Source organism: Hoeflea sp., from assembly GCF_984452065.1.
Genome location: NZ_CFHWAF010000051.1, coordinates 2,116 through 23,485 on the forward strand (window position 1 = coordinate 2,116; position 21,370 = coordinate 23,485).

At 62.2% G+C, this 21,370-nt stretch carries 21 protein-coding genes and 1 pseudogene; 13 read left to right on the plus strand and 9 right to left on the minus strand.

The annotated features are described in order from the left end of the window. The 5 genes and pseudogenes from AC5E6N_RS11665 to AC5E6N_RS11685 form a co-directional block, all read right to left on the minus strand. Window positions 1-239: pseudogene (locus AC5E6N_RS11665) on the minus strand (signal recognition particle-docking protein FtsY); the annotation flags it as partial. 20 nt (window positions 240-259) lie between these two features. Then, window positions 260-1,531, minus strand: a complete 1,272-nt coding sequence (gene mtaB, locus AC5E6N_RS11670) for a tRNA (N(6)-L-threonylcarbamoyladenosine(37)-C(2))-methylthiotransferase MtaB (protein ID WP_491747975.1) — start codon at window positions 1,529-1,531, stop codon at window positions 260-262. After that, window positions 1,528-2,421 (minus strand): diaminopimelate epimerase, encoded by an 894-nt coding sequence (dapF, locus tag AC5E6N_RS11675; protein ID WP_491747976.1) that lies wholly within the window; start codon window positions 2,419-2,421, stop codon window positions 1,528-1,530. The genes mtaB and dapF overlap by 4 nt, the downstream gene beginning before the upstream one ends. Window positions 2,422-2,486: 65 nt before the next feature. Further along, the gene (locus tag AC5E6N_RS11680) at window positions 2,487-3,551 is read right to left on the minus strand and encodes an MBL fold metallo-hydrolase (RefSeq protein WP_491747977.1); all 1,065 of its coding nucleotides are present in this window, start codon (window positions 3,549-3,551) and stop codon (window positions 2,487-2,489) included. Window positions 3,552-3,597: 46 nt separating this feature from the next. Beyond that, window positions 3,598-4,062, minus strand: a complete 465-nt coding sequence (locus tag AC5E6N_RS11685; protein WP_491747978.1) for an Lrp/AsnC family transcriptional regulator — start codon at window positions 4,060-4,062, stop codon at window positions 3,598-3,600. Between the two features lie 98 nt (window positions 4,063-4,160). On the opposite strand from AC5E6N_RS11685, the gene AC5E6N_RS11690 reads away from it, so the two are divergent. Beyond that, on the plus strand, window positions 4,161-5,477 hold the full coding sequence (locus tag AC5E6N_RS11690; protein WP_491747979.1) for a cystathionine gamma-synthase family protein: 1,317 nt from the start codon (window positions 4,161-4,163) through the stop codon (window positions 5,475-5,477). 6 nt (window positions 5,478-5,483) lie between these two features. Here the strand turns inward: AC5E6N_RS11690 and AC5E6N_RS11695 are convergent, their stop codons facing one another. Then, complete coding sequence (locus tag AC5E6N_RS11695; RefSeq protein ID WP_491747980.1) at window positions 5,484-5,867, minus strand: cupin domain-containing protein; 384 nt, start codon at window positions 5,865-5,867, stop codon at window positions 5,484-5,486. A gap of 167 nt (window positions 5,868-6,034) precedes the next feature. Between AC5E6N_RS11695 and AC5E6N_RS11700 the strand changes: the two genes are divergently transcribed. After that, entirely contained in the window at window positions 6,035-7,525 is a 1,491-nt protein-coding gene (locus tag AC5E6N_RS11700) for an adenylate/guanylate cyclase domain-containing protein (RefSeq protein WP_491747981.1), read from the plus strand. Here AC5E6N_RS11700 and AC5E6N_RS11705 read toward each other — a convergent pair. Together AC5E6N_RS11705 and AC5E6N_RS11710 are read right to left on the minus strand one after the other, a co-directional pair. Continuing rightward, window positions 7,501-9,897 (minus strand): methyl-accepting chemotaxis protein, encoded by a 2,397-nt coding sequence (locus AC5E6N_RS11705; protein WP_491747982.1) that lies wholly within the window; start codon window positions 9,895-9,897, stop codon window positions 7,501-7,503. The genes AC5E6N_RS11700 and AC5E6N_RS11705 overlap by 25 nt on opposite strands. Window positions 9,898-10,265: 368 nt before the next feature. After that, window positions 10,266-10,598, minus strand: a complete 333-nt coding sequence (locus tag AC5E6N_RS11710; RefSeq protein ID WP_491747983.1) for a helix-turn-helix domain-containing protein — start codon at window positions 10,596-10,598, stop codon at window positions 10,266-10,268. Window positions 10,599-11,350: 752 nt separating this feature from the next. Here AC5E6N_RS11710 and AC5E6N_RS11715 point away from each other — a divergent pair. Next, on the plus strand, window positions 11,351-12,586 hold the full coding sequence (locus AC5E6N_RS11715) for a hypothetical protein (protein WP_491747984.1): 1,236 nt from the start codon (window positions 11,351-11,353) through the stop codon (window positions 12,584-12,586). Between the two features lie 120 nt (window positions 12,587-12,706). Here AC5E6N_RS11715 and AC5E6N_RS11720 read toward each other — a convergent pair whose 3' ends face one another. Further along, on the minus strand, window positions 12,707-13,042 hold the full coding sequence (locus tag AC5E6N_RS11720; protein ID WP_491747985.1) for a hypothetical protein: 336 nt from the start codon (window positions 13,040-13,042) through the stop codon (window positions 12,707-12,709). A gap of 337 nt (window positions 13,043-13,379) precedes the next feature. Here AC5E6N_RS11720 and ffh point away from each other — a divergent pair, with 337 nt between their 5' ends. The 10 genes from ffh (at window position 13,380) to leuC (ending at window position 21,292) form a co-directional block, all read left to right on the plus strand. After that, complete coding sequence (ffh, locus tag AC5E6N_RS11725) at window positions 13,380-14,915, plus strand: signal recognition particle protein (protein WP_491747986.1); 1,536 nt, start codon at window positions 13,380-13,382, stop codon at window positions 14,913-14,915. Window positions 14,916-14,920: 5 nt separating this feature from the next. After that, window positions 14,921-15,223, plus strand: coding sequence for a chorismate mutase (locus AC5E6N_RS11730; protein WP_491747987.1), 303 nt, complete (start codon window positions 14,921-14,923; stop codon window positions 15,221-15,223). A gap of 42 nt (window positions 15,224-15,265) precedes the next feature. Continuing rightward, on the plus strand, window positions 15,266-15,706 hold the full coding sequence (gene rpsP / locus AC5E6N_RS11735) for a 30S ribosomal protein S16 (RefSeq protein WP_491747988.1): 441 nt from the start codon (window positions 15,266-15,268) through the stop codon (window positions 15,704-15,706). Window positions 15,707-15,759: 53 nt separating this feature from the next. Further along, on the plus strand, window positions 15,760-16,362 hold the full coding sequence (gene rimM / locus AC5E6N_RS11740) for a ribosome maturation factor RimM (RefSeq protein WP_491747989.1): 603 nt from the start codon (window positions 15,760-15,762) through the stop codon (window positions 16,360-16,362). Next, the gene (gene trmD, locus AC5E6N_RS11745) at window positions 16,359-17,063 is read left to right on the plus strand and encodes a tRNA (guanosine(37)-N1)-methyltransferase TrmD (protein WP_491747990.1); all 705 of its coding nucleotides are present in this window, start codon (window positions 16,359-16,361) and stop codon (window positions 17,061-17,063) included. Before rimM ends, trmD begins: the two co-directional genes overlap by 4 nt. 160 nt (window positions 17,064-17,223) lie before the next feature. After that, complete coding sequence (gene rplS, locus AC5E6N_RS11750; protein WP_491690641.1) at window positions 17,224-17,793, plus strand: 50S ribosomal protein L19; 570 nt, start codon at window positions 17,224-17,226, stop codon at window positions 17,791-17,793. A 170-nt stretch (window positions 17,794-17,963) separates the two neighbouring features. Further along, window positions 17,964-18,761 (plus strand): transporter substrate-binding domain-containing protein, encoded by a 798-nt coding sequence (locus AC5E6N_RS11755; RefSeq protein ID WP_491747991.1) that lies wholly within the window; start codon window positions 17,964-17,966, stop codon window positions 18,759-18,761. A gap of 65 nt (window positions 18,762-18,826) precedes the next feature. After that, entirely contained in the window at window positions 18,827-19,651 is an 825-nt protein-coding gene (locus AC5E6N_RS11760) for an amino acid ABC transporter permease (protein WP_491747992.1), read from the plus strand. Between the two features lie 37 nt (window positions 19,652-19,688). After that, window positions 19,689-19,835 carry a hypothetical protein gene (locus AC5E6N_RS11765; protein WP_491747993.1) on the plus strand — a complete coding sequence of 49 codons (147 nt, stop codon included), beginning with the start codon at window positions 19,689-19,691 and terminating at the stop codon, window positions 19,833-19,835. A gap of 50 nt (window positions 19,836-19,885) precedes the next feature. Then, window positions 19,886-21,292, plus strand: a complete 1,407-nt coding sequence (gene leuC, locus AC5E6N_RS11770; RefSeq protein WP_491747994.1) for a 3-isopropylmalate dehydratase large subunit — start codon at window positions 19,886-19,888, stop codon at window positions 21,290-21,292. Window positions 21,293-21,370 lie beyond the last annotated feature (78 nt).

A 21,370-nucleotide genomic window follows, 5' to 3' on the forward strand; every position in this document is an offset into this window, starting at 1 on the left:
TCAGGCTCAGGCTCAGGCTCAGGCTCAGGCTCAGGCTCAGGCTCAGGCTCAGGCTCAGGCTTGACCTGTTGCGGTGTTTCTTCTACCGGCGGCTCTTCGGCGGCCGGTTCGATTTCTTCCGCCGGGGCCGGTGTTTCAGAAAGCGTGTCTTCGGCCTTGCCTGCGGCTTCGTTCTCCTCATCGGAGACGACCTTCTTCTTGCCGAACGAAAAAACCTTCTTGATAAAACCGAGTGCCATCTTCCGCCGCCGTTTCCAGATCAGGCCGCCGCGCGGGCGTCATGGCCGCTGAGCCGCTGCCCGTCATGTCCGGTTATCCGCACCGGGACGATCGTGCCGGGCCGGCCGCCGCTTGTTGCGACCAAGGTAAAATTCTCCGTTCTGCCGAGGCCTTCGCGCTCGATCAGAACGTTCTGGGCGCTGCCGATCATGCCCTCCAGATGTCGCCGGTGGGCGTCCTCGCCCTTCTTTCGAAGGCGTGCGGCGCGGGCCTTGATCAGGCCGCGGTCGAGCTGCGGCATCCGGGCCGCGGGCGTTCCCTCGCGGGGCGAAAACGGAAAGACGTGCAGGAAAGACAGGCCGCAATCGTCGACGAGGGACAGCGCGTTTTCGAACATCGCATCGGTTTCGGTCGGAAAGCCGGCGATCAGATCGGCGCCTAATGCGATCCCGGGGCGCAGGTTCCTGACCTCGTCGCAAAAGGCGATGGCCTGATCGCGAAGATGCCGGCGCTTCATGCGCTTGAGGATCATGTCGTCGCCATGCTGGAGCGACAGGTGCAGGTAAGGCATGAAGCGCGGCTCGTTGGCGATCAGATCCATGAGGTGACCGTTCACCTCGATCGAGTCGATCGACGACAGCCGCAGGCGGGCAAGATCCGTCACCTGCCTGAGGATCGTTCGTGCGAGCAGGCCAAGCGAGGGGCTGCCCGGCAGGTCCGCGCCATAGCTGGTGGCGTCGACACCGGTGATCACCACCTCCAGATAGCCGTTGCCGACAAGCCGTTTCACCTGCTCGACCACCGCGCCCATCGGCACGGATCGGGAATTGCCGCGGCCATAGGGGATGATGCAGAAGGTGCACCGGTGGTCACAGCCGTTCTGCACCTGGACAAAGGCGCGGGCCCGGCCCTCGATGGCGTCGACCATCTGCGGGGCCGTCGCCTTGATGCTCATGATATCGTTGACGCGGATCTTCTCTTCCGCCGAGACGCCGAAATCCGGCAGCTTCCGGTAGCTGGCGCTGTTCAGCTTTTCCTCATTGCCGAGAACCGCGTCGACCTCGTCCATCTCGGCGAAGGCGGCGGCTTCCGTCTGTGCGGCGCAGCCGGTGACGATGATGCGGGCGTGCGGATTGTCGCGGCGGGCACGGCGGATGGCCTGCTTGGCCTGGCGCACCGCCTCCGCCGTCACGGCGCAGGTGTTGACGACAACGGCATTGTTCAGCCCGGCCTTCTCGGCCTCGCCGCGCATGACCTGCGATTCATAGGTGTTCAGCCGGCAGCCGAAGGTGATGATGTCGACGCCGCTCACGCCCGGCTCTCCCCTTGCGGCGCATCGGGCCGCCAATGGCCGGTCTGCGGATCGAGCAGGCCGGAGAACTCCCATTCGGCAGGTCCGGTCATCGTGACCTTGCCGGTGTCCTCGCTCCAGTCGATCAGCAGCGGCCCGCCGGGCACATTGACCGTCACGCGCCGTTCCGTCCGTCCCGTGCGTGCGGCCGAAACCGCTGCCGCGCAGGCCGCCGATCCGCAGGCCAGTGTGAGGCCCGCACCGCGTTCCCAGGTGCGCAGGTCAAGTTCGTCCCGTGAGCGCACGCGCGCGATCGAGATATTCGCCCGTTCCGGAAACACGGGATGGCTTTCAAGCAGCGGGCCGAAACGGTCGAGATCGTAGGCGTTCACGTCGTCGTCGACCCAGAAGACCGCATGCGGATTGCCCATGGACACAGCGGACGGCGAGTGCAGCACGGGCGCATCGATCGGGCCGACCTGCAGCTCGATCATGCGGGTGTCGCGAAACTCCTCGCCAAGCGGGATTTTTTGCCAGTCGAATTCGGGCTTGCCCATGTCGACGGAAATCATGCCGTCTTCGTGCTCGCGCGCATTCAGAATGCCGGCGACGGTCTGGAAGGTGAAGATCTGCTTCCCGGTTTCGGCACTCAGGGCCTGGACGACACATCGGGTGCCGTTGCCGCAGGCCTGCGCTTTCGAGCCGTCCGAGTTGAGTATATCGATATAGGCGTCGGTCCCCTTGATGCGCGGGTCGTGGATCGCCATGATCTGGTCGAAGGCGGTGGCCTTGTCGCCGGCCAGCACAATGGCGGCCGCGGGCAATACGCAATCGGCCCGGCCACGCATGTCGACCACGAGAATCTCGTTTCCCAATCCGTTCATTTTCGCGAACTGCGCCATTTCGGCCATCGGCCCGTCCTTTCAGGAGGCTATATGGCCGAACTTATTGCAAATTACCAGATGCGGCTTTGCGGTCAGTCTTCCCGGCGCGGCACCGGCACGTCCCAGCTCTCGCCGGGCCGCAGCGTTCTGAAGCGCGCCGGGTCGATGGCTTTTTGCGTCAGCGCATCGGCCAGGGCCGCAGGCGGCGCTTCGATGCCTTCATTGGTCAGCTGGAACGTGCCCCAATGGTGTCCGACCGCGTGGTCCGCCGCACACAGTTCGAAGCCCTCGACGGCCTCGGTCGGATTTTGATGGTGATCCTTCATGAACCAGCGCGGTTCATAGGCGCCGATGGGAAGAATGGCGAGCCGGAAGCCGCCGAATTTCTCGAAGACGGCCCTGTAGTTGGAGCCGTTGTGGAAGCCGGTATCGCCGATGTGGTAGATGCGCCCGGCCGGCGTTTCCAGAACGAAGGCGGCCCACAGGGCCATGCGGCGGTCGCGGCTGCCGCGGGCGGACCAGTGGTGGCATGGTTCGACATGGATGCGCACGCCGCCGGGCAGCTCGACGACATCGCCCCAATCGCCGGTTTCGATGCGCATGCCGGGCACCGATGCGTGAACGATACGATCGTTGCCGAGCGGCGTGACGACCAGCGGACGGTGATGTTTGTGAAGGCGCGCAAGGGTGGCGATATCGAGGTGGTCGTAGTGATTGTGGGTCAGCAGCACGAGGTCGATATCGGGCAGCCGGTCAAAGGCGATGCCGGGCGCGTTGACGCGCTTCGGCCCGATGAATGAGAACGGCGATACCCGCTGCGACCAGACCGGGTCGGTGAGGATATTGAGGCCGGCGACCTGGATCAGCATGCTGGCATGTCCGACCATGGTGATCCGCAACCCGTCACCGTCCACGCCGGCATCCGGCGCCGCCGCGCTGACGGGACTGTCATAGCTGGGCGGCCAGGGATTGCGCTTTTCACCGAACTGCCATTTGAGCAGATCGCGCAGTCCGTTGGGCGGTTTCCCGCCGGGATTGAAGAAACGCTCGCCGTCAAAATGATCGGAGGCAGGGCCCGTATAGTATTTGTTGACAGGTTTCTTCTTGCCGCCGCCCCGGTTGACCGCGGAACCCGGTTGTTCGCTCCTTTGATCCATCGTTCTGAGATAATCGGCGCAGACCGGGTTTCAAGTCGGCGGCGTGCTAAACCGCATCGAGATGCAGGTAGGGCCGGTCCTTGACCTTGCCGATGACCACCGACGTCTCGATGCCGGAAACGCCGGGAAGCTCCGCCAGCACCTCGCGCAGATAGCGGTTGTAGTCCTTCATTCCCGCAAGGCGCAGCATGAGGATGTAATCATGCGGTCCGGTGATGAGGTCGCAGCGCTGGATCTCCGGCAGCGCCATGACCCGGAACTCAAACTCGGAAATGGTTTTGCGATCGCGGTTCAGCAATTTGATGAACACGTAGATCGCCAGCTCCAGTCCGCATTTTTCCGCATCGATATCGGCCCTGATGCCGCGGATGACGCCGGCCTTTTCGAGCCGGCGGATACGGCGCCGGGTCGGGGTCGGCGAAAGGCCGACGGCCTGGGCGACCGTTTCGACGCTCGCGCGGCCGTCGCGGGTCAGTCTGGCGATAATCTTCTTGTCTATATGGTCGATCATATTAGCGGAAAACCTCTACCTTTGTCCGATATTCTAGCAAAATAAGCGGGAAACGGCCAATCCGATCGGCCTAAACTCCTCTTTGGAGGAGGCGACACATGTCATCAGATAAAACCTTCCGCCGCACCGAGATCGGCGGTCATGCACTTCATCCCTCGACCCAGATGATGTCCTACGGCTATGAGCCGTCCATGTCGGAGGGTGCGGTGAAACCGCCGGTCTTCCTGACCTCGACCTTCGCCTTTCAGTCGGCCGAAGAGGGCGCTGCGTTCTTCGATGTCGTGGCGGGCCGCAAGCCCGCGCCCGAGGAAGGCGGCGCCGGCGGGCTCGTCTACAGCCGTTTCAACCATCCGAACACCGAGATTGTCGAGGACAGGCTTGCCCTGTTCGACGGTGCCGAGACCGCATTGCTGACCTCGTCCGGCATGGCCGCGATCAGTGCCGTATTCCTGACCTTTCTGCGGCCGGGCGATTCCATCGTTCACTACACGCCGCTCTATGGCGGAACCGAATCGCTGATCGGCAAGGTCTTGCCGGGGTGGGGCATCAAACCGATCCCGTTTGTGGACGGGCTTTCGGAGGGCGCGCTGATCTACACGCTGGAAAAGGCGGCGCGGCACGGGCCCGTGAAGCTGCTTTATCTGGAAACGCCCGCCAATCCGACCAACGCCATGATCGATCTTGCCATGGCGCGCCGTGTCGTCGACGCATGGTCGAAGACCTCCGGCCAAAGGCCGCTGATCGTCTGCGACAACACGATGCTCGGACCGGTGTTTCAAAAACCGATTTCCCTCGGCACCGATATCTGCGTCTACTCGCTGACGAAATATGTCGGCGGCCACAGCGATCTGATCGCCGGCGGCATAACGGGTTCAAGGGATGTTCTGCATCCGGTCAGGATGACGCGCGGTGCGTTCGGCTTCCAGCTCGATCCGCATTCGTCATGGATGCTGGCCCGGTCCATGGAAACCATGACGCTGCGCATGGAAAAGGCCGCGGAAACGGCAAGGGCCGTCGCCAGCTGGCTTTCCACCAATGCGATCATCCCCTGCCGGGTGCTGCATCCCGAACATGACCGGGACGAGCAGGCGCGCGCGGTCTATGAGGGCCAGTGCAGCGGGCCGGGATCGACCTTCTCCTTCGTGGTCGACGATGACCGTGCCCTGGCGTTCCATATCCTCAACGGGCTCCAGCTCTTCAAGCTGGCGGTCAGCCTCGGCGGGACGGAATCGCTTGTGTGCCATCCCGCGTCGACGACCCATTCGGGCGTGCCGCCGGGCGCGCGCCAGACCGCCGGCGTCAGCGAAGGGCTCATCAGGCTTTCCGTTGGTCTTGAGCAGGCGGACGATTTGACCGAGGACCTTAAACAGGCGTTCACCAAGGCCTCCAGCGGTGTTCTCTCACTCGCCGGATAACCTCTCCTAACGATCGCTCCAGCGCAGCGCCATTTCAGCCTTGTTCTGATAGGATGCTTCGAAGATGGGCGCTGCCAGCGTCAGTTCCATATGCAGCGTATCCGAGCCGTAATTGCTGAAGCCGTGGCGGCATCCCGCCGGTACGATGACCGACTGGCCCGCCTTCAGTGTCCCGGTTTCGTCGTCCACCCAGACCTTGGCCATGCCCTCGACCACACGCATCACCTCTTCAACCGCATGGACGTGTGTGGGGGCACCGCTTCCGGGCACGGACCATTGGTCGAAGATGCACAATTGACGGCAGCCGGTCAGAAGCGAGGTGCGCATGCGCGTTGTCACGCCGAGCCACCATTCCTCCATCGGCTGGCTATCCTGGTCGATGATCCTCATCGGGCCCTCCGGCAACATCACTGCAATTGATCGATTATCAACCGGCGATCACGCCGGGTTCAAGTGAATTGATGCGCGCGGGTGCAACGAACTGGTATTCTTGTAACGGCTTCCCGGCTAATGTGGCATTTGCAACACAGGTGCCGCCCGCCATATGGAGAAGCGCGTTGTCTGCGATAGAACGTGTCACGAAGCAGTTCCGGAACACAAAGCGGCTGGACGCATTGCCGAGGCGCGTCCAGGAGGCGCTGCAAGAGCGTGAGCGCGCCAACGAGATCATGGCGCGCCTCATCCAGCTCACCATCGTTATCCTGTTTTCGGCGATCTATATCATCAGTCCGAAGACCAGTCCGGACGAGGCCTTCTCACCGGTCCCGTTCGTTCTCGGCGCCTATCTGATCATCAGCGTGATCGGCCTCGTCTGGTCGATGCGCTACCGGCTGCCGCACTGGTCGGTTTATGGATCGATCCTCTTCGACTTCGGTCTGCTCTACAGTCTGATGATCAGTTTCCACCTTCAGTACATGCAGCCGGCTTCGTTCATCCTCAAGGCGCCGACGCTGCTTTATGTGTTCATTTTCATCGCCATTCGTGCGCTTCGCTTCGAGGCGCGTTTTGTCATCGCGGCCGGTGCGATCGCGGCGGTCGGCTGGGGTGCGATGATTTTCTACGTCACCCGCATCGACCCGGGCGACAACATGCTGACGCGTTCCTATGTGGAGTACCTGACGTCCAACTCGATCCTGATCGGTGCTGAGGTCGACAAGATCCTCTCCATTATTCTGGTCACCGGCGTTTTGACACTGGTCGTCAACGCCTCAAGGAACCTGCTTGTCAGCGCCGTTACCGAGGAACAGGCGGCCAGCGATCTGTCGCGGTTCTTCGATACCAGCATCGCCAGCGGGATACGCCAGAGCGCCGAGCGGCTTGAGGCCGGAGAAGGTGAGAACCGCGAGGCGGCGATCCTGTTTGTCGATGTTCGCGGTTTCACCCGCACCGCCGCCACGATGGAAGCATCCGATGTCATGCGCACGCTGTCGCGCTATCACGGCCGGGTCGTCCCCATTATCCAGGAATGCGGCGGCGTCATCGACAAGTTCATGGGTGACGGGATCATGGCGACGTTCAGCTTCGACGGCGATCGTGCCGAGGCGTCGCTGCGGGCGCTGGTGGCCGCGGAACGCATCCTTCGCGATGCGGATCTGTGGGAAGCGGAAGAGCCGGCGCTCAAAGTGATCGGTCAGAACGGCATCGGCATCGGCATTGCTTCGGGTCCCGTTGCCTTCGGCGCGGTCGGGCAGGAAAACCGCCTGGAGATCACCGTTATCGGATCGGCGGTGAACCATTGCGCCAAGCTGGAAAAACACAACAGGATTCTCGGCTCCCGCCTGATCGCGGCGGCCGACACCTATCGCGAGGCGCTGTCAAAAGGCTATCGCGGCGGTCTTGCCGCCGAGATGATGACCGAAAGCCTAGAGGGCATCTCGCAGCCCCAGGAAATCGCGGTTCTGTCGCTGACCGGCGCGGCCTCCGCGGTGCCGGAACCCGCGAAGCCGGGCGAAACGGCGTCACCTCCTGCGGTGGACGTCAAGCCTCAGACGGCATCTCGCTCCAAAGGCGCGCCGAACCGTCATCAAAACTCGTCCCAGTCATTTTGATTGTCGGGTCGAACCTTTGCCGCATTGCCTGCCGGCTTGAACGCACTGGTCAGTGCCTTGACCATCTTATGCGCCGGTGACGGCGTGCCGGGCGTGTCGTTGCCGGCCTCCTTCAGACGCGACGGCTGTTGTGCGGTTGCCGCGCCCGACAGCCGGAACTCGCCGATCAGACGGGACAGGCCGGACACATCTTCGGCGAGCTGGTGCGTGACGGCGGTCGTCTCCTCGACCATCGCCGCGTTCTGCTGGGTCATCTGATCCATCTGGTTGACGGAGGCGTTGACCTCCTCGATTCCGGTCAGTTGTTCGTTTGCCGCCTTGGCGATGGCATTGATCGTGTCATTTATGTTTGTGACATGTCCCGAAATCTGCGAGAGGGCCTCGCCGGTCGCGCGCACCATCTTGACGCCGTTATTGACCTCGTCGCCCGATTTGTTGATGAGTTCCTTGATTTCCCTGGCGGCAACGGCGGCGCGCCGGGCAAGTTCGCGCACCTCCTGGGCGACCACGGCGAAACCCTTGCCCGCCTCACCGGCGCGTGCCGCTTCCACGCCGGCATTGAGCGCCAGAAGGCTGGTCTGAAAGGCGATTTCATCGATCACATTGATGATGTTCGAGATCTCGCCGGAGGCTGTCTCTATGCCTTCCATCGCGGAGATGGCCTCGCCCACCACGGTGCTCGATTTTTCCGCGTCGACCTGCGCGGCGCTTGCCATATTGGCCGCTTCGCCCGCGCGCTCGGTGGTTCCCTTCACGACGGATGTGATCTGTTCCAGCGCTGCGGAGGATTCCTCGAGCGAGGCGGCCTGCTGTTCGGTCCTGCGCGACAGATCGTCGGCCGATGTGCGCATCTCGCGGGAATTGTTGTCGATCGAAGCCGAGCTGTTGCGGATTTCGCTCAGTGTCGCGTTGAGCTTGGCGACCGAGGCGTTGAAATCGGTCCTGAGCCGTTCGAGATCCGCCAGGAAAGGCTTGTCGAGGCTGACCGTGAGATCGCCCTCGGACAGACGGGCGAGGCCGTTCGCAAGCGCGTCGACGGCTTCCTGCATCCGCCGTGTTTCCTCCGCCTTGGCCGCCTCGCGTTCGGCGCGTTCGCGGTCGCTGAGCGAGCGGTTTTCCTCGGCTTCCCGTTCGAGCTTTCCTTTTTCAATGGCCGCGTCGCGGAAAACAGCGACGGATCGCACCATCTCGCCGATTTCATCCTTGCGGTTCTCGCCTTGCAATTCGAGATTGGTGTTGCCTTCAGCCAGTTCGGACATGTCGGTGACGAGCCGTGATATGGGCTTCGTGATCGTTCGCGAGAAAAGTATGGCGGCCAGGAGGGCGGCAGCCAGCAGGCCGAGTGCGATGAACAGTATGATGTTGCGCAGGGAGGTGACGCCCGCAAGCGCTTCGGACCGGTCGATGATGGCGGCGACGAGCCAGTCGGCGCCGCCGAAATCCACCCGTGCGAACGCTGCATTCGCGGGCATGTCCCGGTAACCGGGAAGATTGCCGGTTGTCATCCGGTCGCGGGTTGTCTGTTCGATCAGCGGAGTGTCCAGACTGGTCTTCAACGCATCATCACCGGGTGTCTTGAGCGAATCCGTTATCAATACGCCGTCCTTGCGGACAAGCAGGGTTTCACCGGTCTCGCCGAGGCCGGTCGTGTTGTTCATTATCTCGGCGATCATGCCGGTCGGCATCTGCAATGCAACGACACCAGTGATGTCTTCGTTGAGCAGGACCGGGGCGGCGATAAATGCCGCGGGGGCGCCGTCGGACGGTGCATAGGGCTGATAGTCGGTCAGGATGAACGGCGTGTCCGCACCGGCGGCCATCACTTGGCTGAAGACCCTGCCGAGACCGGAGTCTTTCCACTCGCCATCGGCAAGATTGGTTGCGAAGTCGCGTTCCTTTTCGACCGAATATACGACATTTCCGTCGGCATCGATGATGAAGAGATCGTAATACCCGTCGTCACGGATGAAATTAAGAAACCGTGTGTGATACTTTGCGTGGATGGAATCGTATCCGTCCTTCTCGGCCGTTTCGAGCTGGCTTTTCTGATCGGCCGGGTGCGGGTTGTTGTCGATGTAGCGGCCTTGCAGTTCGCCGACCGGATCATCGCCCAGATAGCGCCAGCCGAACTTGAACGCGCCGAGCGCATTCTTGATTTCCTCATCGGCTGCCAGGGTCCGCAGGTCTTCCGAGACACCATCGAGATAGGTCTCGGTCTGGTTCCTGCGGCCATCCACCAGCGTCTCGAGTTTTTCGAAGGATTTTTGTTCCAGCGCCCCGGAACTGATGATGAGTGAGGCAACGCTGGACGCACCAATGGCAACAATGGTCAGGACGGCCGCGGCCAGCGGAAGTTTGCGGGAAATCAGCATGGATCGGTGCTTCGACTCGGATCGTAGGGACGACATGCCCGGCAGGGCGCCCGAAATCGCGCGTCATGCAATGGAGGGAAATCCATATTTCCGGCGGCTTAAATCTTCGGATAACAGCGTTAATCCTTGGTTAATCACTCGCCTTTCGGCATGAGTCCGTGTGCTTCACGCGATGGAGCTTCGGCGTGCTTTTGCCCCCTGGAAGCAAGGGGAAACGCGCCGTACCCTTCGGAAGGCACACAGTACCGTATGTGGCAGCACAATATGGTGGACGGCCCGTTTGGCGCGCCCCGGTTCGAGGACCATCGGTACCGGTGCGAGCCGTCAGCCAGGGCTTTCGCATATGCCGCAACAGGAGCTGAGCAGGATCAATCCTGGATCAGTTCGTCGACCGTGGTGTTGAGCACCTTGGCGATTTTGCAGATGGCCGAAAGGGTCGGCCGCCTTGAGCCGTCTTCAATTCCCGCCACATAGTGTTCGTCGAGCCCGGTTCTGGCTGCCAGTTGGCGCAGGCTGATGCCGCTCAACTCGCGGCTATAGGTCACCGCGCTGCCGCTGTGCCGGGCGGACCCGACGATCTCCTGTGTCGCCGGTTCGATAGCCGGCTCAATCGCGGCCTCGACCAGGGACTGAATGGCAATTGCTTCAGCCAGTTCAAGGGATTCGTGCATGGCATGGAATTCGTGTTCCTTTATGACCACGAACCGCTCTCCGTTTCCCGGAGCCGTGAACGTGCTTACTTCGGAGATGGTGCTGTGGAGCTTTGGTGTCGTCGGTTCCCCCCGATTGCCGTTGGTATGGAAGCTTCGCGCGGCATTGTTTTTCATCAGGCCTCTCGATAACGCAGATTGAACTCAATCGTCCGCCCAAGATGAGAAGAGTATATCCTTGTGTAAAAAATACAACTTTCTCAACGATATTTACTAGAATCACTATGTGATATTTACTAGAATCACTATGTAACAGAATTTAGAAGATGCCGCATGTAGCGCATAATATTGCCTGGGGAAAAGCGCAGTTTCCTCCCGTACAGACTGTTTTTGCCAGGATGCCGGGGTCTATCAAACCGGCGTGTTCAGAAAACCCCCGCGGTGACGGGCAGGAAACGACCGGTTTCAGACAGGCCGGACGGTCCTTTCGTGCCCTGGACCCGGACGGGTGAGCCATAAATCCCGGCACGCCGCCGGACCATAATCGAAACACCGGTGTCCGCGTACGGCCCATCACCCCATCGGTTTTGTCTCACACGTGCTGCCGGTCTTTCCTGCGCCGATGCAACGTGTATCACGTCCGATTAGCAACGGATTCGGAAAGTGACCACGAACCCGTGCCGGGCGCCACAATTTGGCACACAGTTCGATTCTTAAGCTGAGCGTCCAAGGTGGCGGCGCGTATGACGATTACGCATGGGGCAAACCGCCACACTGGCAACAAGTGACTGGAGTGAGAGTTTATGGGTAGACGAACGAGAGCAATGGGCGGCCTCGCGGCCGGCCATGCCAGGCGGCAGGTCCCGGCCCGTGGCCCGAGCCGCATGCTTGCAATGTGCATTGTCGCCGCCTTCGGCATTGCAGCGGGTTCTGTTCTTGGTACGGTTCTTTACAGGACCGTCTTTAAGCAGCCGGCAGCGACGGCCATGTCGCTGCTTGATGTCGCGCCGGCCGCCATTGCCGCGGAAAAGCCGGTTGAGACCAGCCTTGCGCCGAAACCTGAACGTCAGCCGACTCTTGCGAAGACGGCGGGCGCCGTACCTGACCTCGCCTGGTCCCTGGATGGTGGTGTGGGCACGTCCGATGCCGGCGGCCAAAAGCCGGTCCCCGCAGCCGCGACGCCAAAACCGGTCGAGTGGACACCGGACGCCCGGTTCGCGCGTCAGGCAACCGACACGAAATTGTCAGGCCGGACCGCCGACCCGGCGCGGTTCGAGACGGCCTTCGCGCAGCCGGTTCTTGCCGGAACGCTGACGGACAGCCGTGAGCCCCTGGATGCCGCGCGGACCGGATCGATCATACCGCCGGCTGCAATTGTGGAGTTTGCCGAAACCGAAGCAGAAATCGTCGAGATGGAAAGCAAACTAACCGCACTTGGCGCGGAACACTTCAAGGTGCCGCAGCAATCGACTGTCGCTGCCGATCCGGAAAGGCCGGCTGCTGTTGAAGCGCCTGCGGCACCTCAGCCCGGTTTCGTCAACGCCAAGACCCGCAAATGGGTCAATCTGCGCGCCGCTCCGAACAACAAGTCCAAGGTGCTGGCCGTGGTGCCGGCGAAGGCCGACATTCTCGCCGATGAAGATTGCACACGCTGGTGCGGCGTCGTCTATGAAGGCCAGAAGGGTTTTATATACAGGACATTCATCCGGCGCGCCGAGCGCAGCAGCAAACCTGTCGAGGTTGCGTCCGCGTCCGCCGCTACGTTCGCGGCCGACAGTGCTTTCGAGGCCACGTCCGTATCGGCCTACGCCGCGGCCGATGCCGAGGCTGAAAACATGGGTTACAAAAAGGGCGGCGCGCGCAAATCGGTGAACCTGCGCTCCGGGCCCAGCGGCAAGTCCGAAGTTCTGACGATCGTTCCGGCGGATGCCGAGATCATGGTCGAGACCGACTGCAAATGGTGCGGTGCCGTCTACAAGGGCCAGAAGGGTTACATCTACAACACCTTTGTCATGTATGCAGACGAGAACAACGGCTGAGCGGCGGAAGCCGTTGCCGTCCGGCAGCGTATGAGTAAGCCGGGCGGTATCTCTTTTGTCGTGTTTTTCACACGGATCAAGCATCGTTGACGCCGCAGATCCCTGGATCCGGATCCGATTTCAATGTAAAATCGGATATGGTCGCATATCTGGTGCTGTCCATGGGTCCGAATGGAGTTCCTCTGTCACATCGTTCCTTGCTCTAGAACCTATGTCAGGCGGTGAATTGGGTGCCGCCTGGAGCGGTTGGAGTTTGCACATGGCAAATGAAAGGGCGTAGATGTTGAGGACCCACCGGGTCGTGGTGATGTCGGCAGCAAGGTCGGCTTCGATCGAGGGCACAAGCAGCAGCGCGCCGGTAAAGTCGGTGCTGATCGTGAAGGCGGTGACCATGAGCGTGGCGATGCCCGGAACCGTATGGCCGCCAACGGGCCGCGCTTGTTCTTGTGACGACATTGGACCCTCTCTTTGCGATCCGTTCCGGCTCGAGTTCGATGCCCGCGCGCTGTTGGTGTATCGACGGGGCGAGGGTATCCGGTGTTCGGCGGCGTTGTCCACGGCAGAACTGCCTTGACAATTGCCGGGCATTGCTGTTTATCCGCCGCATTCCGCGACGAGTTGACACCTCCGAGCAGCTGACCGGGACCCGCGAAGGTATAAAGAGATCCCGGAAGCCAACACCCGGCAGCGCGATGCGCCCCCGGGTGCCTTTGTGCTTTGCATGCAGGTCTTGTCAAAGACGCGGGAGATGACGATCTTTCGGGGACGTGCCCTGAAAGCAAAGGAACGACGGATGTTTGAAAGCCTTCAAGACCGCCTTGGATCGATCCTCAACGGACTGACCGGCCGTGGCGCGCTGTCCGAAAAGGACGTATCGGCGGCGCTGCGCGAGGTTCGCCGGGCGCTGCTGGAAGCGGATGTGGCGCTTGAGGTGGTTCGCGGCTTTACCGGCAAGGTCCGCGAACAGGCCGTCGGCGCGGACGTGCTCAAATCCATCAAGCCCGGGCAGATGGTCGTCAAGATCGTGCATGACGAGCTTGTCGAGATGCTCGGCGCCGAGGGCGTGCCGATCGACCTCAATGCGCCGGCGCCCGTCGTCGTCATGATGGTCGGCCTTCAGGGTTCGGGCAAGACCACGACCACGGGCAAGATTGCCGCAAGGCTCGCGTCGCGCGACAGGAAAAAGACCCTGATGGCCTCGCTCGACACACGCAGGCCCGCGGCGCAGGAGCAATTGCGCCAGCTTGGTGAGCAGACCGATATCGATACGCTGCCGGTCGTTGCCGGCCAGTCTCCGACCGAGATTGCCGCCCGCGCCGTTCAGGCGGCGAAACTCGGCGGGCATGATGTCGTCATTCTCGACACCGCCGGCCGGACCCATATCGACGAGCCTTTGATGGTCGAGATGGCCGATATCAAGGCAAAGGCGCAGCCGCATGAAATCCTGCTCGTCGCCGATGCGCTGACGGGCCAGGACGCGGTCAACCTGGCGCGCAGTTTTGACGAACGGGTGGGGATTACCGGTCTTGTCCTGACGCGGATGGACGGCGACGGCCGTGGCGGCGCGGCGCTTTCCATGCGGGCCGTCACCGGCAAGCCGATCAAGCTGATCGGCACGGGCGAGAAGATGGATGCGCTGGAGGAATTCCATCCGCGCCGCATCGCCGACCGCATCCTCGGCATGGGCGATATCGTCTCGCTGGTCGAGAAGGCGGCCGAAACGATCGACGCCGAGAAGGCGCAGGTCATGGCCGAGCGCATGAAGGCCGGCAAGTTCGACCTCAACGATCTGGCCGATCAGCTCAGACAGATGCAGAAAATGGGCGGCATGTCCGGCTTCATGGGCCTGATGCCCGGCATGGGCAAGATGAAGGATCAGATCGCCGCCGCCGGGCTGGACGATACGGTCTGTCGCCGCCAGCTCGCGATTATCTCGTCGATGACGAGAAAGGAGCGGGCCAATCCGGACATTCTCAAACATTCGCGCAAGAAGCGCATTGCCGCCGGTTCGGGCACCAGCTCGGCCGAGATCAACAAACTGCTGAAGATGCACCGGCAGATGGCCGACATGATGAAGGCCATGGGCGGCAAGGGCAAGAAGGCGGGCATGCTCGGCAAGATGATGGGCGGGCTGACCGGCGGCATGGGCGGCCTTGGCGGCATGCCGGACGCCAAACAGCTTGAAGCGCTGCAAAAGCAGGCGGACGCTGCCGGCCTCGGACAGGACGGCGGACTGCCCGGTCTTGGCGGCGGCGCAAAACTTCCGGGTCTCGGCGGACCCAATCTTCCGGGCCTCGGCGGGCTTCCCGGCCTGCCAAAGAAGAAGTGACGGCAATGGCGATTGATCCGCAGGAACGACTGAACGAACTGAGGCGTTCCATCGACAATTTCGATGCCGCGCTCATCCACATTCTGGCCGAACGCTTTCACTGCACGCAGGCGGTGGGGCGGCTGAAGGCCGAATTCGATATGCCGCCCGCCGATCCGGCGCGGGAAAAGCGGCAGGTCGAACGCCTGCGAAAACTCGCTGAGGAGGCCGATCTCGATTCCGATTTCGCCGAGGCCGTCCTCAATTTCATTATCAAGGAGGTCATCCGCCACCACGAAGCCTTCCGGCAGGGTGCGGACGCCAAATGACCGCCTGAACCAGAACAGCTCCAATCCTTAGAGGAAAACAAAATGGCATTGAAAATTCGCCTGGCCCGCGGCGGGTCGAAAAAACGCCCTTACTATCATGTTGTGATCGCCGATGTGCGCTCGCCGCGCGACGGCCGCTTCATCGAGCGTGTCGGCCGCTGGAACCCGATGCTGCCCAAGGACGCGGCCCGTGTCGAACTCAATGAAGAGCGCATCAGGCACTGGCTTGAACAGGGTGCAAAGCCCACCGACCGGGTCCTGCGCTTCCTCGACGAGGCGGGCATTGCAAAACGTCCGGCACGCAACAATCCGAAGAAGGCGCTGCCCGGCAAGAAGGCGCAGGAGCGCCTCGAAGAGCTGAAGGCGAAAGAGGAAGACGCAGCCGCAGCCGCTGCCGAGGCGGACGCCGCGCCGGCCGAGGAAACACCGGCGGAGGAAGCGCCGGCCGAAGAAGCAGCTGTTGAAGAAACCGCCGCCGAATAAGGCCGATCGCCGTTGATCGCGGACGGGCGCGGACAGGGCCGCCCGTTTAAGCCATGACAAAAGAAGACGACCGGGTTCTGATGGCCGAGATCGGCGCCCCGCACGGGCTGCGGGGCGAGGTGCGCGCCAAATCGCACACGCAGGATCCGTTGGAACTGGGCGGCTATGGGCCGCTCTTCGATGAGACCGGGCGGGCCTTCCACGTGCTGTCGGTGCGGCCGGCCAAGAATGTCGTTGTGCTGAAGCTTGAGGGCGTGTCCAGCCGTGAGGCGGCGGAGGCGCTCAAGGGCAAGGCACTCTATATCGCGCGCGAACAATTGCCGGATGACGGGCTGGAGGAGGATGAGGTCTTTCAGACCGACCTTGTCGGGCTTTCGGTTTTCGATCAGGCGGGAGCGGCTTACGGGACCGTCGCGAGCGTGCACAATTTCGGCGCCGGAGACATTCTCGAGTTGGTCCATGCCGGCGAACGCAGCGTCATGATCCCGTTTTCCGAGGCCGCGGTCCGCGATATCGACTGGAACGTCGGCCGGCTGATCGTCGATCCCGTGGCCGCCGGCCTTGAGGACGAGGGCGAAGACGACGGACCCGGCAGCAGGCGGCGGCGTCCGCCGGCGCAGCGTCCGGCCGGATCGAAAAAGGGCGGGCCGTCATGAGCTTTCGCGCCAGCGTCCTGACACTCTATCCGCAGATGTTTCCGGGTCACCTGAAACATTCGCTGGCCGGCCGCGCCCTGGAACGCGGCGACTGGTCCCTGGAGACCGTGCAGATCAGGGATTTTGCCGGCGACCGGCACCGCACCGTCGACGACACGCCCGCCGGCGGCGGCGCGGGCATGGTTCTGAAACCCGATGTTCTCGCCGCCGCGATCGATCACGCCAGCCCGAAGGATGATCAGCGGCCGCGTCTTTTGATGAGCCCGCGCGGCGTGCCGCTGACCCAGGCTCGCGTGCGCGCACTGGCGGGTGGCGCCGGCGCCGTTATCGTCTGCGGGCGCTTCGAAGGCGTCGACCAGCGGGTGATCGACGCGCGCGAACTGGAGGAGGTTTCGCTCGGCGATTACATTCTGTCCGGCGGAGAACCGGCGGCGTTGACGCTGCTCGATGCCGTGGTGCGGCTGCTGCCCGGCGTCATGGGCAATGAAGAGTCCGGCCGGTCGGAGAGTTTCGAGGACGGTCTCCTGGAATATCCGCACTATACGCGCCCGGCCGTGTTCGAGGGCGAGCCGGTGCCGGAGGTTCTTTTGTCCGGCGATCACGGCAGGGTCGATGCCTGGCGCCGCGAGCAGGCGCAAAAGCTGACGCGACAAAGACGGCCGGATCTTCTGCAGGCCAAAAAAAAACCGCCGAAGGGATGACAATCGGGCCCTGTTGGTGTATGTGCCCCGCCAATCGGTTTAATCCGAAACCACCAAGCAAAGAATGGTGAACCCGCCGCGCCGAAAGGCGACCCCCGAGGCAAGGACCGAAGGGCGGTCAAGCGCTCTGGCCGTTTTAGAACAAGAAAGGTTCTGGACCATGGATATTATCCGTGAACTCGAGGCCGAGCAGGCCGCAAAAATCGAAGCCAAGCGCAAGCTGCCGGAATTTTCGCCCGGCGACACGGTTCGCGTTTCCGTGCGCGTGACCGAGGGCAGCCGTACCCGCGTGCAGGCCTATGAGGGCGTTTGCATCGCGCGCTCGGGCGGCGGCATCAATGAGAGCTTCACCGTCCGCAAGATTTCCTACGGCGAAGGCGTCGAGCGTGTCTTCCCGGTCTATTCGCCGATGGTCGAAGCGGTCGAGGTCGTGCGCCGCGGCAAGGTTCGCCGCGCCAAGCTCTACTATCTGCGCGAGCGCCGCGGCAAGTCTGCCCGTATCACGGAAAATACCAATATCCGCGCGCGCAAGCTGAACGAGGCCGAGCGCCAGGAACTGGCTGCCGAAAAAGCCCGGATCGAAGCTGAAAAGATCGCGGCCGCAGAGGCGCTGGCTGCTGAAAAGGCAGCCGCCGAGGCTGAAGAAAAGGCCGCGGCGGAGGCCGCTGCAAAGGCTGCCGAGGAGCCCGCGGAGAGCAATTCCGCGCCTGAGGATCAGGCTGCGAACTGACGTCATTTGACAGTTCGCATTGCTTTTGAAACGCGTGCCGGTCCGGCGCGCGTTTCTGTTTGCGCATGGCATGGCCGGGACCGCAGCCGCTTGTCTTGCCGGAGGGATTCGTGACATTGTTCCGACTTGCCGGCGCTGGATCAGAGGCCGGGCAATCCAGGGAGTTGTTCATGTCTGTTGTCAAAACCGTCATGGCAGCGGTGTTCGCCGCAATGATCGCGCCGGCCGTTGCCTTTGCCGCCGGCCTTCCGGATCTCGGCGGAAAGACAGTGACCGTTGTCACCGAAAACGCCTACCCGCCGCTTCAGTTCATCGATCCCAAAACCGGCGACCAGGTCGGCTGGGAGTATGACGCGATGGACGAGATCGCCAAGCGTCTGAACATGAAGGTCGAATACCAGAACACCAGCTGGGATGCGATGATCCAGGCCGTGTCCGATGCGCAGTACGATGTCGGCATGACGGGCATCACCATCAAGGAAGAGCGCAAGGAGAAGGTCGACTTCTCGCAGCCCTATATGCGCTCGGAGATGTTCATGCTCGTGCGCGGCGACGAGGAACGCTTCACCGACCACACGAGCTTTGCGGCTCTGGAAGACGGTCTGGTCGGCGCGCAGTCGGGCACGACGCCGTTTTATGTCGCCGTTTACGATGTGCTTGACGGCAACGAGCAGAATCCGCGCATCAAACTGTTCGAGACCTTCGGCGCGCAGGTTCAGGCGCTTCGGGCCGGCGACGTCGATCTGGTGCTGACCGACGGCACCGCCGGACAGGGTTATGTCAAAGCCTCGGACGGGGCTCTCAAGCTCATCGGCGAGCCGCTCGGCACCGAAGATTTCGGCTTTATCTTTCCGAAGGGATCGGCGCTCGTCGCCCCGATCAATGCGGCAATCGCGGATATGAAGGCCGACGGAACGATCGACGCGCTCAACATCAAATGGTTCCTGGAATACGAGTTGGGCCAATAGGGCCGCCGCTTTCACGAACCAAAGTCCGCGGGCGGGACATTCCGCCCGCATATTGACCGGACGCCATGGCCGCCAGCAGATCTTCAAGCGACAATGATTTTCCCTATTGGCTCGTGGCCGCGGGGATCATCGCCGCAACGATCGCCATTATCATCGCCGCAAACGACCTTTACACGCAGGTCCTCGCGATCGTGTCGAAAGGCGTGTGGGTGACGATCTTCGTCACCCTGGTGGGGTTCGCGCTGGCGTCCGTGCTCGGGCTGCTGATTGCGGTCATGGGCCTGTCCCGGTCGCTGATCCTGCGGCAGGTGGCCCGGTTCTATGTCGAGATCATACGCGGCGTGCCGATCCTGGTTCTGCTCTTCTACATCGCCTTTGTCGGCGCGCCGGGTTTTGTGGTCGCCTGGAATTTCCTGACAACGCCGCTGCAGGAAGCCGGGCTGATTGAGCCGCTGAAGGTGCGCGATATCTCGCTGATGTGGCGGGCGATCATTTCGCTGACCATCGGTTACTCGGCTTTTATCTCCGAGGTTTTCCGGGCCGGAATCCTGGCCGTCGATGAAGGTCAGACCGAGGCGGCGCAGGCGCTCGGCCTGTCACGCTGGCAGCGTTTCCGCCTGATCATCATGCCGCAGGCCCTGCGCACCATCCTGCCGCCGCTCGGCAACGATTTTGTCGCCATGGTCAAGGATTCCTCGCTCGTCTCGGTGCTCGGTGTCGCCGACCTGACGCAGATGGGCAAGGTCTATGCGTCCGGGTCTTTCCGGTTTTTTGAAACCTACTCCATTGTCGCCTATATCTATCTGCTTCTGACGGTCGGTCTTTCGCTGATGCTCCGGGCGCTCGAAAGACGGCTTCGCCGGGCCGGCCTCGATGAGAATACGGGCTGATTGCGGCACGGGGAAAAGCTTGATAAGAACGGTTCCAATGAAGCAGAACACGATCATTGCCGGCATGAACTATATCGGTCGCGTCCGCTACGGGACGTCGACGGCCTATCTGCCCGTGCATGATCACAAGCGATTGCCGGGTCGGTTCTTCGCGCGCCTGCGGCAATCGGACGGCTTTCTATAGGAAAAGCCCCGCCGACCCGACCCATTGACCGTCTACACGGACCTTTACCTATGACCGAAGCAAGAACCCTTTACGATAAAATCTGGGACGAACATGTCGTCAACGAGCAGGAGGACGGAACCTGCCTGCTCTATATCGATCGCCATCTGGTCCACGAAGTCACCAGTCCGCAGGCCTTTGAAGGCCTGCGCATGAGCGGACGCGGGGTGCGCCACCCGCAACGCACGCTCGCCGTTGTCGACCACAACGTGCCGACGACGTCCGACCGCAAGGAAGGCATCAAGAACGAGGAAAGCCGCATCCAGGTCGAAGCGCTCGCGAAGAATGCGGCCGAGTTCGGCGTCGACTATTTTCACGAGGCCGATATCCGGCAGGGCATCGTGCATATTGTCGGACCGGAGCAGGGCTTCACGCTGCCCGGGACAACGATTGTGTGCGGTGACAGCCATACCTCCACGCATGGCGCCTTCGGGGCGCTCGCCCATGGTATCGGAACATCGGAGGTGGAGCATGTGCTCGCCACCCAGACGCTGATCCAGAAAAAGGCGAAGAACATGCTGGTGCGGGTGGACAATTCTGCGCCCGACGGCGTTACCGCCAAGGACATCATCCTGGCGATCATCGGCGAAATCGGCACCGCCGGCGGCACCGGCCATGTCATCGAGTTTGCCGGACAGGCGATCACCGACCTGTCGATGGAAGGCCGCATGACGGTCTGCAATATGACTATCGAGGGCGGCGCGCGCGCCGGCCTGATCGCGCCGGACGAAAAGGCCTTCGAATATCTCAAGGGCAGGCCGAGGGCGCCGCAGGGCGAGCACTGGGATCTGGCGCTCGCGCACTGGAAAACGTTGCACACGGACGAAGGCGCGGTTTTCGACCGCACGGTTGTTCTCGACGCGCAGCACCTGCCGCCCATCGTCTCCTGGGGCTCATCGCCCGAGGATGTGGTTGCCGTCACCGGTGTCGTGCCGAACCCCGATGACATCCAGAACGCAAACAAGCGGGCGTCAAAACAGCGCGCGCTCGACTATATGGGCCTCACCGCCGGCACGAAGATTACCGATATTCCCATCGACCGTGTCTTTATCGGATCGTGCACCAACGGGCGCATCGAGGATTTGCGCGCCGCCGCCGCCGTGCTGCGGGGCCACCGCGTCAACGACCGTGTCAACGCCATGGTTGTTCCCGGTTCCGGTCTCGTCAAATCGCAGGCCGAGCAGGAAGGCCTCGACCGTGTCTTCATCGATGCCGGATTTGAATGGCGGGAGCCGGGATGCTCCATGTGCCTTGCCATGAACGATGACCGGCTGAAGCCGGAGGAACGGTGCGCGTCGACGTCGAACCGGAACTTTGAAGGCCGCCAGGGCTATCGCGGCAGGACCCACCTGGTGTCGCCGGCAATGGCCGCTGCCGCCGCGGTTGCCGGCCGGTTTGTCGATATCCGCGACTGGTAGCCTTCCGTCAGCCAAAACCTCTTTCCTTGAAGGGCCGGGTTTGTAATCCGGCCCTTTTTTGGTGTTTCGTGCACGTTT

Excerpts from the sequence above, each read along its gene's own strand:
- AC5E6N_RS11760 (WP_491747992.1), top strand. The coding sequence starts at position 18,827 with ATGGCCGCCAGCAGATCTTCAAGCGACAATGATTTTCCCTATTGGCTC.
- AC5E6N_RS11690 (WP_491747979.1), top strand. The coding sequence starts at position 4,161 with ATGTCATCAGATAAAACCTTCCGCCGCACCGAGATCGGCGGTCATGCA.
- AC5E6N_RS11695 (WP_491747980.1), bottom strand. The coding sequence starts at position 5,867 with ATGAGGATCATCGACCAGGATAGCCAGCCGATGGAGGAATGGTGGCTC.
- AC5E6N_RS11755 (WP_491747991.1), top strand. The coding sequence starts at position 17,964 with ATGTCTGTTGTCAAAACCGTCATGGCAGCGGTGTTCGCCGCAATGATC.
- rimM (WP_491747989.1), top strand. The coding sequence starts at position 15,760 with ATGACAAAAGAAGACGACCGGGTTCTGATGGCCGAGATCGGCGCCCCG.
- dapF (WP_491747976.1), bottom strand. The coding sequence starts at position 2,421 with ATGGCCGAAATGGCGCAGTTCGCGAAAATGAACGGATTGGGAAACGAG.
- rpsP (WP_491747988.1), top strand. The coding sequence starts at position 15,266 with ATGGCATTGAAAATTCGCCTGGCCCGCGGCGGGTCGAAAAAACGCCCT.
- trmD (WP_491747990.1), top strand. The coding sequence starts at position 16,359 with ATGAGCTTTCGCGCCAGCGTCCTGACACTCTATCCGCAGATGTTTCCG.
- AC5E6N_RS11715 (WP_491747984.1), top strand. The coding sequence starts at position 11,351 with ATGGGTAGACGAACGAGAGCAATGGGCGGCCTCGCGGCCGGCCATGCC.
- leuC (WP_491747994.1), top strand. The coding sequence starts at position 19,886 with ATGACCGAAGCAAGAACCCTTTACGATAAAATCTGGGACGAACATGTC.
- AC5E6N_RS11680 (WP_491747977.1), bottom strand. The coding sequence starts at position 3,551 with ATGGATCAAAGGAGCGAACAACCGGGTTCCGCGGTCAACCGGGGCGGC.
- AC5E6N_RS11705 (WP_491747982.1), bottom strand. The coding sequence starts at position 9,897 with ATGCTGATTTCCCGCAAACTTCCGCTGGCCGCGGCCGTCCTGACCATT.
- AC5E6N_RS11765 (WP_491747993.1), top strand. The coding sequence starts at position 19,689 with ATGAAGCAGAACACGATCATTGCCGGCATGAACTATATCGGTCGCGTC.
- rplS (WP_491690641.1), top strand. The coding sequence starts at position 17,224 with ATGGATATTATCCGTGAACTCGAGGCCGAGCAGGCCGCAAAAATCGAA.
- AC5E6N_RS11720 (WP_491747985.1), bottom strand. The coding sequence starts at position 13,042 with ATGTCGTCACAAGAACAAGCGCGGCCCGTTGGCGGCCATACGGTTCCG.
- ffh (WP_491747986.1), top strand. The coding sequence starts at position 13,380 with ATGTTTGAAAGCCTTCAAGACCGCCTTGGATCGATCCTCAACGGACTG.
- AC5E6N_RS11730 (WP_491747987.1), top strand. The coding sequence starts at position 14,921 with ATGGCGATTGATCCGCAGGAACGACTGAACGAACTGAGGCGTTCCATC.
- AC5E6N_RS11685 (WP_491747978.1), bottom strand. The coding sequence starts at position 4,062 with ATGATCGACCATATAGACAAGAAGATTATCGCCAGACTGACCCGCGAC.